The following is a 14,048-nucleotide window of genomic DNA, read 5'->3' on the forward strand; positions in this document are numbered from 1 at the left end:
TGGGTCTCCAGTTCAGGCCTTTCGCGCCGTCAGGCCACGGGCGGGGTCGTAACCCCAGATGGCGATGAGGCCGAACACGGCGAAGGCGGCGAGGGTGACGGCGAGCGCCGTAAGATTGCCCTTGGCGTAGAGGGAAAAGCGGATCAGCTCGACGGCATGGGTAAAGGGATTGAGCGCACACAGGTCCCGCAGGCGCGGCGAGGCTTCGGCCATCTTCCAGAGCGGATAGAGCGCCGAGGAGAGGAAGAACATCGGAAAGATCACGAAGTTCATCACACCTGCGAAATTCTCCAGCTGTCGGATGAAGGAGGAGAGCAGGAGACCGAGCGCGCCGAGCATCATCGCGGCGACCGCCATGGCTGGGGCGGCGGCAAGATAACCCAGCCAGGGAAAGCGAATCCCGTAAAGCGCGGCGATGGCGAGGAAGGTATAGGCCTGCAGCACTGCGATCAGGCTGCCGGCCAGCAACCGGCAGAACAGCAGCCACCAGCGTGGCAGCGGCGCGGTCAGGAGAAGCCGCATCGATCCCATCTCCCGATCATAGACGAGGCTGAGGGACGATTGCATCCCGCTGAACAGCAGGATCATGCCAACCAGCCCCGGTACGATGTAGATTTCGTAGGTGATGTAGGTCTGGTAAGGTGGCGTGATGGAAAGGCCAAGCGCGGCGCGAAAGCCGGTGGCGAAGACGAAGAGCCAGACCAACGGTCGTACCAGTGCCGCGACAAGCCGCCCGCGCTGGCCGAGAAACCGCAACGCTTCCCGATAGAGGATTGCCCGAAGCGCGGTGAGGGGACGGGAACGCCGTACGCCGCGAGTTTGCGGTTCGGCTCCGTCCAGAGCCTCCGTCGTCATGCCCGTTCTCCCGTCAGTGCAAGGAAGCGGGCCGTGAGATCCGCACCGCCGATTTCTCCAGCCTCGCCGTCGGCAAGCACGCTGCCACGATGGAGGATGACAAGCCGATCGGTCTTGCGCACCTCGTCCACCAGGTGGGTCGCCCAAAGCACGGTCAGCCCGTCCGTCGAGAGGTCGTGCACGTGGGCGGTGATGGCAGCGCGTGCGGCCGCGTCGAGGCCGACCGTCGGCTCATCCAGCAGCAGCACCTGCGGCCTATGCAGGAGGGCGCGGGCGATTTCCATCCGCCTGCGGTGGCCGCCGTTGAGTTTTGCGACTTTCTCCCCTGCACGCTCTGCCATGCCGAGCCGCTCAAGTGCTGCAATCGTGCGCACCTCCGCCTCGCGCCCCGAAAGGCCATGCAGCGCGGCGAAGTAGAGGAGGTTGTGCCGGACGGTGAGATCCGGATCGAGCGTGGAGGCCTGGAAGACGGCGCCCATGCGGGCGAGGGCGGCGCGTGGCGCGCGCGCCATGTCAAAACCCGCCATCACGATCCGGCCGGCACGCGGCGTGAAAAGCCGCGTGAGCATTCCGAACAGTGTCGACTTCCCGGCACCGTTCGGCCCGAGCAGGGCGCAAAAGCGGCCGGACTCGACGGAAAACGACACGTCATCGAGCGCGGGGCGCGCGCCCCAATCATGACTGATGCCCTCCACCGTCAAACCGCCCATGGTCGACTACTCTATGGTGATTGCGACCTGTTGGCTGTCGCCTGTGCTACCGGGAACCTTCAGGTGGTAGCTGCCCGGCTTGATCGCAACGAAGCTGATTTCCGCCTCGCCCGCCTCGTCGAATTCGATGGAATCGATGCCGAGGGGACGGATCTCGATACCCTCAATGACGATCTCGTTGATCCACACAGCCCTGAAGAACCCGGCTCCTTCCAGCGCCAGCTCCTGGCTGCCATCCGCTTCGATCTTCACTGTGTAGTACTTCCCCGACTTCAGCGTCAGCGGCGCCTTGGAAACCGGCTGCCCAGCCGAGAGCGTGATGTTTGGCAGGCTCTGGCGGTTGGATTTCGACAAGAGGCCGGCGAGCCCCAGGCCCGCCTCGGGTTTGGCGTCGTCTTCGTCATCCGCCTGCGCGGCGAAGGGTATGGCGGCGAGTATGATTGCGGCCAGAATTGCTTTCTTCATCTTATCCTCCCTCTCAAAAAGTCATGGACGGGTCGCCGCACCCCAGGGGAAACGGCCGACCTTGATGGATTTCACGGGTTCCAGCGTGGCGACATCGACCACGGTGACGTCCCCTGAAACACCGTTGGTGGTGAAGAGCTGCGTGTGGTCGGGCGAAAACGCGAGGTGCCAGACACGACGGCCGACAAGCACGTATTTCTGGACCACAAACGTATCGGCATCGATCACCGCCACGTGATTGGACGGTCCGAGCGCGACGAACGCCGTCTTGCCATCGGGCGTGAACTCGAAGCCGACGGGCTGGATGAGGTCGGCGTTGACACCCGTGATCTCGAAGCGGATCTTCGCCTTTTCCGCCTGGGTGGCGACATCGAAAACGGTAATCGTTCCGCCAATCTCCGAGGAGACCCACAGTTCCGCACCTTCCCTGGCGAATTCGGCATGACGCGGGCGGGAATCCACCAGTGTGTTGGCGAAGATCGCCTTCTTCTCCGTGTCGATCCAATGGGCCATATTCGTCGTTTCCGAGGTGGTGATGACGATCTTGCCGTCCGGTGAGACAGCCATGCCCTCGGGCTCGATGCCGACATTGATCTGGCCTACGACCTTGCGCGTCTCGACATCGACGACGGTCGTCACCGCGTCGTCCTCATTGGCGATCCACAGATGCCTGTCGTCCGGCGCGAGAACGAATTGCTCGGGGTCCTCCCCGGAGGGAAGGTCATGCAGGATCTCGCCGGTTGCCGGATCCATCACCTGGACCGTGTCGCTGTCGGACGCACAAATGTAGACGCGGCTGTGGTCGGAATTGAACGTGATGCCGCGGGGTCGCTCACCGGTCTTGATAGTACGCACGACCTCGAGGGTCGCCGTGTCGATTACGGAGATCGTATCGTCCTTCTCATTCGTCACCCAAATCTCGCCGGCCAGAGCCTGGAGCGGGGCAGCGACCAGAAGCGGGGCGATCAACAGGACCGGAAATCTCATTTCATCCTCCAAAGGCAGTGCAGGCGCTTTCGGGCCGGTCGAGGCCCAGCGTGTCCATTTCGTTGGTCTGGTGCAGATAGCCGTCGAGCGGTGTCAGCTCGACCAAGGCGCGGGCATTAACGACCGCCATGGGTTGGCGGAGCTGCCCGTTCCAGGCGCGATAACTGAGGCTGCGGCCCTTGAAGCCGTCGAGGGCGAATTTGTCCGAGAGGATGAAGCCGCGGATCACCGCGGGATCCGCGGTGTTGGTGCGTGTCACCGCTTCGCCGATGCTGCGCAGCGCCGTCCAGGCCGCGTAGTCGCGGGAGCCCATCTCGCGCCCGGCAGCCTTCTCGAACCGGTTCTGCAACTGCACGGCCGCCCATTGCTCGAGCACCGGTGCCCAGCCTTCGCCGCGAAGTCCGTCCGAGCCTGCGACGGGACGGGGCAGCCAGGTGTTGTCAGCGACATAGCGGGCGAAATCATCTGCCTCGTCGGCGATCAAAAGCACGTCGTGATCGGGAAAATCCTGGGTGAAGAGCGGAATTTCCTGCCCGGCAGCGCGACGCAGGTCCGTATCGAAGGACCACTCCTTCGAGGCGAGGATTTCGACGCCGAATTTTTGCGCCGAGGCGCGCAGGGTCTCGGCGAAGGCGCGATCCTCCGGTTTCGGGCCGGCGATCATCACCGTCCGTGTCCACCGGCGGGCTTTCAGCACCTGCATAAGGGCGTCGCTACGCATGGCATCTTCGGTCATGGTATGCAGCAGGTTGGGGCGGCACTCGACATCGCGCAGTCGCCGTTCGCCCGAGGCGACGTTGAAGAGAAGGGCGTTCCGGGCCTCCGGCAAGTCCGCGACTGCAAGAATGCCTTCCGGCGTGGCATCGAGGAACAGGATTTTGGAGGCCGAAAGTGCCTTGCGAGCCGCGTCGAGAAAATCGCCGCCGGGCTCCACAGAGATGACGGAGAGGCTGTAGTCGTGACCCATGAAGCTGCCGGTCGTCTTCGTATCGGTCAGAGCAACCTGCGCGCCCGCAATGCCACGATCCTCCGGGATGGGGTCGAGATTGGAGAGAACCGGCGGTGCCGCCACCTCCTGCCGAAGATAGGTCATCGGTATGGCGATCGTGGCTGCAGCCGACGAAGCGCAAAAGACGAACGCGGCCGCAAGGCAAAGCCCCTCGCGGCGCAGCATGAAGCGTACCGGCATGTCTCATCCTCCTGAAGGCGAGCATGGCGGCAGCGCACGAACCCCGAAATACGACCTTGGTGCCATGGGGCGGGGCGACCTAGGTCGCATATCGCTACGGCCGGGGCTTGCCGTAGAAAAATGGCAGTTGGAAATGCGAGGGAGGACCGCATGTCGGCCAATATTATTCGCGGCGGGATCGCTGCTTTCATCCTCTTGGCGACGACGAGCATCGTGATCGCCCATGGCGATGTGGCGCCGCAGCCTGTCAACACGGATGCCCTGCCTGACGTGGGCGAGGAATGGCTGACCGAGAATCCCTATCGCGAGGCGGCGATCGGTCACGAGGCCTGGCTGAAGGCGGTGGAGATCGGCGCTTCGGGCTTCAACCAGAACTGCGCGCGCTGTCATGGCCTCGGCGCGGTTTCGGGCGGGCTTGCGCCGGACCTGCGCTTCCTTGAGGCCGAGGAAGCCGGCGACGAGTGGTTCATGGAACGCTTCCGCCACGGCTACACCCAGGACGGCACGACGAAGATGCCGGCTTTCGGCGACATTCTTGGCCAGAAAGCAGCCTGGGCGATCCGCACCTATGTGGAAACCCGGCCAGAGGATGGGGCGCTCGACAACCATGCCCAGCGCCTGCATGAGATCCGCGACGAACTGGGCAGCGGCAAGGTGGCTGATACGGCAGCGCTCAGGAAGGAACTGGAGACGATCGCGTCCGAAGTAAAGACCGCGTCCGGCGCTCCCGTGGCCGACAGCGTGACCTACGAGGCAGCACGCATTCTCTCCGAAACGCCGGAAAGCTGGAAGAAGGCGGCGGAAGTGCTGACGGTCGGCCTTTCGGCCACGCAGTAACGCGCATGCTCCGCCGTGCTCTTCTGGCCCTTGTCCTCGGCGTCGCCCTCCCGGGCGGCGCTTTTGCGCGTTGCGAGGACTACAAGCCTCAACCCAAACCGCAGAACACTTTCGCGCAGGATGTCGGTCGCGATTTCGACCGGATTCTTGAAGAAGGCTGGATAGAATTCGCCGTCTATGCGGACTATGCGCCTTGGTCCTATGAGGAAAAGGGCAAAGCAGTCGGTGTCGACGTCGAGATCGGGCGGCTGATCGCCAAGGGCCTTGGTGTCGAGGCGAAATTCCGCCTCGTTGCCGCCGGGGAAAACCTGGAGGCGGACCTCCTGAACTATGTCTGGAAGGGCGCGACCGTCGGCGGCCGCGTCAGCGACGTGATGCTGCATGTGCCCTATGACAGTGCCCTCGTCTGCCGTATCGAGCAGGTTACCTTCACCGGACAATATGCCACGGAAAGCATCGCGATCGCCTATCGTGCGGCCGACTATGCGGAGAAAGGGCCGACGCCGCCCTTCTTCCGCTTCGATCCGGTTGCCGTCGAGAACGATTCCATCGCCGATTTCTACCTCACTTCCCTGATTGGCCCCGTCGACAAGATCCATCGGTACCGGTCGGTGGCTGCGGCAATGGATGGGCTGGCGGAGGGCGTAACCAAGGCTGCGATGGGTCCGCGTGCGGAGCTGGAAGCCGGGCTCGTGCGCCATCCGGAAAGCGGGTTGACGGTGCACGCCCCACCGCTTGTCGGCTTTGCCCGGGGAAGCTGGACGGTCGGCATCGGCATCAACTTCCAGCACAAGGACCTCGCCTATGCCGTCGACGAAGCTATCGCGGCGGCGCTCGCCGACGGTGAGATCGCGCGTATCTTCGCGGCCCACGGCCTGACCTTCACCCCGCCCACGCGCTAAGGTTCAGAACGTCGAAACATCGCCGGCGAAATCCATTGCCGTTACCCGCGTCACCGCAGGGCAGCGGTGGAGCGAGGCGCGTATCGCCTCGCCGGGCATCAGGCAAAAGGCCGTTGAGAAGCCATCGGCCAGTGCGGCGTTCTCTGCCTCCACCGAAACTGTCGACCAGCCCGGCGTTTCACCACGTGGGCCGAGGATATGGAAGCCGCCCCCGATCCGCATCGCCGTCGGGCTTGACGTGGCAACGGCATTGCCCGAAAGGCGGCGGGTGGCGATTCCGCCGAGGGCTGGATCTTCGATGGAAATGTGGAACGGCCCACCGAGTGCCGCGAACTCCCCCATATCGACGAGCGCATCGCGATAGCCTGCCTCCTGCAGCAGTCCACGCACCCGGTCGGCGGCATAGCCCTGCGCGATACCGTTGAAGGTCAATGCCTGTCCCTTGTCGAGCCGGATCGGCGGGCCGACCTGTACCCGTGCCAGGCCGATCGCGGCGTGCGCGGGCGCGGGGTCGCGCCCTTCCGCCAGAGCACGCCAAAGTGGCTGGATCGTCGGATCGAAACGTCCGTCCGTCATCGCATGCATTTCCCCGGAAAGGCGCATCAGGTCGAGAAGGACAGGGGGCGGATCGTCGAGCCGTCCTGCGGCATTCAAGCGGCTGAGGGCGGAATCGGAATTGAAGAGGCTTGCTGCAGCCTCCACCTCCGCGATTGCCGCGCCGATCCGGGTGGCGACATCCTGCGCAAGATCACGCGGGCCCCGCAGATCGACGCGCACCGTGCCGCCGAGCATGTCTGCCTGCCAGCGCGTGAACCCGGCGCGGGCGGCGCCGGGAAAGGCGGCCACCGCGGCGGTTATCAGGAGAAAGCGGCGTCGGTTCATGCCCGTGCCGCCCGCGGGCTTGGTGCACTCTTCCGGCGGGCCAGCACGAGCGGCACGCATTGCGCGCCGTCATCGTGGATCGAGACGCAGTCGAGGCATTGGAAACATTGCGAATAGGCGATCTCGCCTGTCTTGCGGATGGCGCCATAGGGGCAGCGTACGCGGCAAAGCTGGCAGGGCGAACCGCATTCTGCACGGCGGGGAATCCATCGGCGCAGCCGCAGCAGGCCACCGATGGCCATGAGCGCCCCCAGCGGACAGACATAACGGCAGAAGCCTTTGAAGGTGACCATGGCAAGCAGCAGCCAGAATCCGGCATAGGCGACATAGTACCATTCACGTTGGAACAAGGTGGTGATTGCCGTCTTGAAGGGTTCGATCTCGGCGGCCGTCTCAGCCTTTTCCGGCGCGAGCACCGCGACCGCGAGGAGGCCGGCAAGCGCAAGCCACGCGCCGGCCTTCAACCGGCTGTCCCAGACAGGGGAGGGGTTCCACTGCGGCAGCCGCAGCAGCCTGCCAACATGGTGGGCGAATTCCTGCATGGCACCGAAGGGGCAGAGCCAGCCGCAGAAAAGGCCGCGCCCCCACAGCACGAAACCAAGAATGGCAGCCCCCCAGATCAGCAGCGAGAAGGGATCGTAGAGCAACACGGCGAGACTGCCGCCATCGACCGCTGTCCGCAGCACGGCGAGCGGCGTGACGATCGAAAGCTGGCCTTGCCCCCACCAGCCGACGAACACGACGACAAGCGCCAGGAGGGCGAGCCGTGCCGGACGCAGCGTGGCGGGTTGAGCGAGACGATGCATGCCGGGGCCGACCGCCGCCAGCAGCCCTGTCAGAAGCACGCCGAGCGCGGCGAGATCCCATTTCCGATCGGCCAGTGCCGCCTGCCATGGCGCCAACGCAGCCGCAACCACCGGACGGCTGAAGAAGGCGGGGTCAGCCCTGAGGACGAGCGGGAAATGGACGGAGCCGACCTCCGGCTTCAGCATGCCATGCATGCGCACGGCCTGTGCGGAGAGCGTCCAGTCCCGCGTCGGGTCGAAGCCAAGGCGACGGTCGATACGCAGAAGCATCGTCGTGCCCAGCGGCACGCCCGTCCGTGTCTCTACCGCAAGGTCGGCATCGCGCAGCGCGACGGGCAGGCCGTCCTGCTCTGCCGCCAGGCGGTCCGGTGCCGTGTTGCGCACGAAATCCGGCGACACGAGGCCATGGCGCCCAGCCTCGATGAGGAGGATGGGCTCGTCATCGGGAGAGATGCGCGCAAGGCGCTGGAGGTCGGCAAGGCTTTCATCGTCCAGCACAGCGCGCGCGATGGCCGGCGGACCGATGTCGACCGCCCAGAGATCAAGGAAAAGCCCCTCTGGATCCGCTGCTGCCTCCGGGTCGTCATGCGCCCAGATCGTCTTGCCGAACGCCGCATCGAGCGCAGCGTTGGTAACCGTGAGGTTCCGGGCGAGGCCGCGCTCGACCAGCGTCGGCCAGTCAAGCACCTCATCGACTGCCGGATCGGGGTGTACCGGCGGGCCGCTCACCACGCCCTGCATCTTCTCGCGCACCACGTCGAGCGTTGCGGCGAGGATCGATTCATGGGCGATGCGCACCGACGCCGTCGCCTTGGTTACGCCGTCGAGATAGACGAGATCGGAGCCATTGCCGGCCTCGCCATAGGGTGTGCCGACAACCAGCGGCTCGCGGATCGAATGCCCGCGATACTGTTCGAGAAAGGCGCGCAAGGGTGCCTCTCCCAGACCGGAAACGAAGATGGGCTCGTTGTGCGAAAGGAGCCTGACATCAAGGAAGCGGCCATCCCGGTCGATTGTCACAAGCATGTTGATCGGCGCGCCTGAAAAGCCGGGCAGCGGTGCGAGCGGCCCCGTCTCGAAGACATAGCCGGCCTCCGCCCCACCGGAGTTGAGCAGCGTCCAGACGCCCTTGTCGTTGACCGGCTCTCCCAGCGCATAGGGTGGCACGATCATGCCGGCCAGCGCCTGGTGGTCGAGCACGGCCGCCGGCGCGTTCCGGCCACACAGAATAAGGCCGAGGATAAAAATGCTCAGCAGCAGGCCGCATCGCGCCAAGCCTCTTTCCATCGCCGGATCCTCCCGTCACGATTTCTATGCACCTGTCGGAAGGCCGCCATACGACCAAGGTCGCGGATCGGCGGCATGGTTCGGCGGCTATAGTCGGGGTGGGAGATTTCCGATGACGCAGATCCATGCCGAAGACCGCCCGTCGGTTGGCGTCTTCTTTCTATCCCTCGGCCTCTTTGGCCTGTTCTGGGCGGCGCTTGCCGGCCTGAAGGCCGACCCGACGGTCTTGCCGGGGCCTGTCGACGTGGCGCGGGTCTTCTGGTCGGAAACCATCGCAGGGCGCCTGCCGCGCGAGCTTTTTGCAACGCTGCTGCGCGTTGTCGTTTCCTTCACGCTCGCCATGGCGGCCGGCAGCCTGCTCGGCTTCCTTCTCGGACGCTATCGGGCCCTCAACCGCTGGGCAGACCCCTGGGTCACGATCTTCATGAACCTGCCGGCGCTCGTGCTGATCGTGCTTTGCTATCTCTGGATCGGGCTCAACGAACTGGCAGCCATCGTCGCGGTGACCCTCAACAAGACGGCCATGGTTATGATCACCGTGCGGCAGGGCGTGCGTGCCTTCGATCCGGCGCTGGAGGACCTTGCCGCCGTCGCCCGCCTGTCCGGTCACGAGCGCCTTCGCCATCTTGTGCTGCCGCAGCTTGCACCCTGGCTCGCGGTCGCCGCGCGCAACGGCATCGCCGTAATCTGGAAGATCGTTCTCGTCGTCGAATTCCTCGGCCGGTCGAATGGCATAGGCTTTCGCATCCACCTCTATTTCCAGCAGTTCGAGACCACCCATGTGCTGGTCTATTCCCTCGCGTTCGTCGCCGTCATGCTGGTCGTCGAACACGGGATCATCCAGCGCTGGGAAGCCCGTGCAGCTCATTGGAAAAACCGATAGAAAGCGAGCGCCGGTCGCTCCATCGGGGGGAGGGGTAGACATATCGTGCGGCACGTAGGAGACGGGGTGTCCCATCCCGGCGGTTCAATGTAGCCTGCTGGGCGATTCTCCGCGTCGTCACCGCTCCGCAGGCCTATGGAAACCTCACTCTACCTGCCCGTCAAAGACTTCCTCGAAAAGGCCGGCTATGTCGTCAAGGGGGAAATCGGCGGCTGTGACCTTGTCGGGCTGAGCAATGACGATCCGCCCGTCGTCGTGATCTGCGAGCTGAAGCTGACGTTCAACCTGGAGCTCATCCTCCAGGCCGTAGACCGGGCTGCCGTCTCGGACGAGGTCTGGATCGCCGCAAGGGTCTCGGCGAGGGGCAGGGGGCGGGAATCCGACAAGCGCTACCGTGACCTCTGCCGCCGGCTGGGCATCGGCATGCTCGGCGTTTCCGATGCCGATGACGTCAGCGTCATCGTCGGTTCCATATCCCCCATGCCGCGAACCAATCCGAAGCGCCGGTCGCGGCTGATGCGGGAGCACCAGAAGCGGCGCGGCGATCCGGCCCGCGGCGGCAGCACCCGTGCACCGGTCATGACAGCCTACCGCCAGCAGGCGCTCGGCTGCGCCGCGGCGCTTGCCGGTGGGCCGCTGCCCGTGCGCGCAGTGCGCGCCAATGTACCGGACGCCGGTAAAATCCTGCTTTCCAATGTCTACGGCTGGTTCGAGCGCCTCGACAGGGGAGTCTACGGCCTGACGGACACTGGGCGAGACGCGCTGCAGCGGTGGCCGCAGCCGGACACCTCGTCGCCTTAACGGTGACGGTTACCGCGTTTCAATGATCGCTACATAGAAAACGGAACGGCGGCTTTACGCATCACGACCCTCATCAAATTGCGCGCTATGCTTGAAATGGCGTTCGTACCAAAAGCCATGATAGCCGAGGCACGGGTTCTGTTGCACGCTGAGGATGACGACAACCTGTCGTCCGCCTTTCGATCTTTAGCCCGGAGAGGTGATCATAGCCAGATCGCGTCATCTGCTATTGGAATGTTTGACACATGGTTTTGAGAAGGTGCTGAGCGAACCGCGTTAACTGAGGCAATGCGTCGTCAGTTGTCTGATGGGAACAGCCGGTGGGGTAAAACGGTCTTTCCATTCGGCTCGCTCGCTACGAGCATCTTTATTCAGATAAACATGAATTGAAAGCACCACTTTTTTACTAAAATACGGCATCTTGCCAGCTGGCGTTGGTTGACCTACTCGTGGCGCATAAGAAGCTGGGCCGGCGAACATGCGGTTCGGTGGCGCTGCCTTTCAGCAGCCGTGTACCTCTAGACGTTGGGATTGCGATGAACCTGTACCTGGACTATCTGGCCGAGATCAAAAGCAGAGAAACGCAAGGGCTCGCTCCCAGGCCGATTGATGATGGCGCGCTTGTCGGCGAAATCATTGCATTGATTGAAGATGCCGGTAGCGAGCATCGCAAGGACGCGCTAAACTTCTTCATCTACAATACGCTGCCGGGCACGACGAGTGCTGCCGGGGTCAAGGCTGCTTTCCTCAAGAAGATCATCCTCGGCGAAACTGTCGTCCCGGAGATCACCCCCGAGTTCGCCCTCGAACTCCTGTCGCACATGAAGGGCGGGCCCTCGGTCGAAGTGCTGCTCGACATCGCGCTTGGCGAGGATGCTGCAATTTCCGGGCAGGCCGGTGAGGTGCTGAAGACGCAGGTCTTCCTCTACGACGCCGACATGTTCCGTCTGCGAGACGCCTTCAAGGCTGGCAATGCGGTCGCGAAGGGCATTCTCGAAAGCTATGCCAAGGCCGAGTTCTTCACCAAGCTCCCGGATGTCGAGGACGAGATCAAGGTCGTGACCTTCATCGCCGCCGAAGGCGATATCTCGACCGACCTTCTGTCGCCCGGCAACCAGGCGCATTCGCGTTCGGACCGTCAGCTGCACGGCCAATGCATGATTACGCCCGAAGCGCAGCAGGAAATCGTCGCGCTGCAGAAGCAGCACCCGGACAAGCGCGTGATGATGATTGCCGAGAAGGGCACGATGGGCGTCGGTTCGTCGCGCATGTCGGGCGTCAACAACGTGGCGCTCTGGACCGGCAAGCAGGCCAGCCCCTATGTGCCCTTCGTCAACTTCGCACCGGTCGTCGCGGGCACCAACGGCATTTCGCCGATCTTCGCGACCACGGTCGACGTGACCGGCGGTATCGGCATTAACCTGAAGAACTGGACCAAGAAGACCGGTGAAGACGGCAAGCCGATCCTCAACAACGACGGTAACCCGGTCCTTGAGCAGAAGTTCTCGGTCGAGACTGGCACGGTCCTGAAGATCGACGTGAAGAACAAGAAGCTCCGTGGCGAGGACGGCGCGGAACTGGTCGATGTCGCTGCCGCTTTCACACCGCAGAAGATGGAGTTCATGAAGGCCGGCAGCTCCTATGCTATCGTCTTCGGCAAGAAGCTCCAGACATTTGCTGCCCAGACCCTCGGTGTGGAGCAGACCCCGGTCTTTGCCCCGAACAAGGAAATCACCGTCGAGGGTCAGGGCCTGACCGCGGTCGAGAAGATCTTCAACCGCAATGCCGTCGGTGTGACGCCGGGCAAGGTCCTGCATGCAGGATCTGACGTTCGCGTGAAGGTGAACATTGTCGGGTCGCAGGACACCACCGGTCTGATGACCGCGCAGGAGCTCGAGGCGATGGCGGCGACCGTCATCTCGCCGCTCGTGGACGGCGCCTATCAGTCGGGCTGCCATACGGCGTCCGTCTGGGACAAGAAGGCACAGGCGAACATTCCGAAGCTCATGTCCTTCATGAACAATTTCGGCCTGATCACCGCGCGGGACCCGAAGGGTGTCTATCACGCGATGACGGACGTCATCCACAAGGTGCTGAACGACATCACCGTGGACGACTGGGCGATCATCATCGGCGGCGACAGCCACACCCGCATGTCCAAGGGCGTGGCCTTCGGCGCGGACTCCGGCACCGTGGCACTTGCGCTGGCCACCGGCGAGGCGACCATGCCGATCCCGCAATCGGTCAAGGTGACCTTCAAGGGCACGATGCAGCCGCACATGGACTTCCGTGACGTGGTGCATGCGACCCAGGCACAGATGCTCAAGCAATGTGGCGATAACGTCTTCCAGGGCCGCATCATCGAAGTCCATATCGGCACGCTGCTCGCCGACCAGGCCTTCACCTTCACCGACTGGACGGCCGAGATGAAGGCCAAGGCCTCGATCTGCATTTCGCAGGACGAGACGCTGATCGAGTCGCTGGAAATCGCCAAGTCGCGCATCCAGATCATGATCGACAAGGGCATGGAAAATACTGCAGGCACGCTGAAGGGCCTGATTGCCAAGGCGGATGCACGCATTGCCGAGATTCGCTCGGGCGAAAAGCCCGCGCTTGCGCCGGATGACAATGCGAAGTACTTCGCGGAAGTCGTCGTAGATCTGGACGTGATCGATGAGCCGATGATCGCCGACCCGGACGTGAACAACGCCGATGTTTCGAAGCGCTACACCCATGACACGATCCGTCCGGTTTCGTACTACGGCGGCAACAAGAAGGTCGATCTCGGCTTCGTGGGCTCCTGCATGGTGCACAAGGGCGACGTGAAGATCGTGGCTCAGATGCTGAAGAACATCGAAAAGGCCGAAGGCAAGGTCGAGTTCAAGGCCCCGCTCGTGGTGGCCGCGCCGACTTACAACATCATCGACGAACTGAAGGCCGAAGGGGATTGGGAAATCCTGCAGAAGTATTCGGGCTTCGAATTCGATGATCTGCAGCCGAAGACCAGCAACCGGACCGAATACGAAAACATCCTCTACCTCGAACGCCCGGGCTGTAACCTCTGCATGGGCAACCAGGAGAAGGCCGAGAAGGGCGACACCGTTCTGGCAACCTCGACCCGTCTGTTCCAGGGCCGCGTGGTGGAAGACACTGCCGAAAAGAAGGGTGAGTCGCTGCTTGCCTCGACCCCGGTGGTCGTGCTTTCGGCGATCCTGGGCCGGACGCCAAGTGCGGAAGAGTACAAGGCTGCGGTCGAAGGGATCGATCTGACGAAGTTCGCGCCGCCGAAAGCGGCTCCGATCGATCCCCGTTCGGTCCAGTACTGAGGGTTTCCGCTAGAGGATGGCATCGGAAACCTGATGCCGATAACGTGAAGGCCGGCGGGTATGCCCGCCGGCAGAGCACGCGGTCGAGCGCAAGCTCATCCGCCGCCGCTACCAGATA

Annotated in this window: 12 protein-coding genes; 5 read left to right on the top strand and 7 right to left on the bottom strand. The window is 63.5% G+C overall.

Annotated elements, in window-relative coordinates:
* Positions 1-12: 12 nt before the first annotated feature.
* Genes P9A16_RS29875 through P9A16_RS29895 form a run of 5 tightly spaced genes read right to left on the bottom strand, consistent with a single transcriptional unit; the run spans position 13 to position 4,206 of the window.
* Positions 13-855: an ABC transporter permease gene (locus P9A16_RS29875; RefSeq protein WP_023512728.1), complete on the bottom strand. Its 843-nt coding sequence runs from the start codon at positions 853-855 to the stop codon at positions 13-15.
* Entirely contained in the window at positions 852-1,565 is a 714-nt protein-coding gene (locus P9A16_RS29880) for an ABC transporter ATP-binding protein (RefSeq protein ID WP_023512727.1), read from the bottom strand. Before P9A16_RS29880 ends, P9A16_RS29875 begins: the two co-directional genes overlap by 4 nt.
* Before the next feature lie 6 nt (positions 1,566-1,571).
* On the bottom strand, positions 1,572-2,030 hold the full coding sequence (locus P9A16_RS29885) for a hypothetical protein (protein WP_023512726.1): 459 nt from the start codon (positions 2,028-2,030) through the stop codon (positions 1,572-1,574).
* Between the two features lie 21 nt (positions 2,031-2,051).
* Positions 2,052-3,017 carry a YVTN family beta-propeller repeat protein gene (locus P9A16_RS29890; protein WP_024270717.1) on the bottom strand — a complete coding sequence of 322 codons (966 nt, stop codon included), beginning with the start codon at positions 3,015-3,017 and terminating at the stop codon, positions 2,052-2,054.
* Position 3,018: 1 nt separating this feature from the next.
* Positions 3,019-4,206: an ABC transporter substrate-binding protein gene (locus P9A16_RS29895; protein ID WP_023513586.1), complete on the bottom strand. Its 1,188-nt coding sequence runs from the start codon at positions 4,204-4,206 to the stop codon at positions 3,019-3,021.
* 150 nt (positions 4,207-4,356) lie between these two features.
* On the opposite strand from P9A16_RS29895, the gene pedF reads away from it, so the two are divergent.
* Together pedF and P9A16_RS29905 are read left to right on the top strand one after the other, a co-directional pair.
* Positions 4,357-5,043 (top strand): cytochrome c-550 PedF, encoded by a 687-nt coding sequence (pedF, locus tag P9A16_RS29900; RefSeq protein ID WP_023513585.1) that lies wholly within the window; start codon positions 4,357-4,359, stop codon positions 5,041-5,043.
* 5 nt (positions 5,044-5,048) lie between these two features.
* The gene (locus tag P9A16_RS29905) at positions 5,049-5,945 is read left to right on the top strand and encodes a substrate-binding periplasmic protein (protein ID WP_023513584.1); all 897 of its coding nucleotides are present in this window, start codon (positions 5,049-5,051) and stop codon (positions 5,943-5,945) included.
* 3 nt (positions 5,946-5,948) lie between these two features.
* Here P9A16_RS29905 and P9A16_RS29910 read toward each other — a convergent pair whose 3' ends face one another.
* Positions 5,949-6,827, bottom strand: a complete 879-nt coding sequence (locus tag P9A16_RS29910; protein WP_023513583.1) for an FAD:protein FMN transferase — start codon at positions 6,825-6,827, stop codon at positions 5,949-5,951.
* Complete coding sequence (locus P9A16_RS29915; protein ID WP_023513582.1) at positions 6,824-8,920, bottom strand: 4Fe-4S binding protein; 2,097 nt, start codon at positions 8,918-8,920, stop codon at positions 6,824-6,826. The genes P9A16_RS29910 and P9A16_RS29915 overlap by 4 nt, the downstream gene beginning before the upstream one ends.
* A gap of 112 nt (positions 8,921-9,032) precedes the next feature.
* On the opposite strand from P9A16_RS29915, the gene P9A16_RS29920 reads away from it, so the two are divergent.
* From P9A16_RS29920 to P9A16_RS29930, 3 genes are all read left to right on the top strand, one after another.
* Positions 9,033-9,803: an ABC transporter permease gene (locus P9A16_RS29920; protein WP_023513581.1), complete on the top strand. Its 771-nt coding sequence runs from the start codon at positions 9,033-9,035 to the stop codon at positions 9,801-9,803.
* Positions 9,804-9,938: 135 nt separating this feature from the next.
* Entirely contained in the window at positions 9,939-10,604 is a 666-nt protein-coding gene (locus P9A16_RS29925; protein WP_023513580.1) for a DUF2161 domain-containing phosphodiesterase, read from the top strand.
* 536 nt (positions 10,605-11,140) lie between these two features.
* A complete protein-coding gene (locus tag P9A16_RS29930; RefSeq protein ID WP_024270718.1) occupies positions 11,141-13,930 on the top strand; it encodes a bifunctional aconitate hydratase 2/2-methylisocitrate dehydratase in 2,790 nt (929 codons plus the stop codon).
* Positions 13,931-14,048 lie beyond the last annotated feature (118 nt).

This window comes from Shinella sp. 838 (assembly GCF_029623935.1).
GTDB lineage: Bacteria > Pseudomonadota > Alphaproteobacteria > Rhizobiales > Rhizobiaceae > Shinella.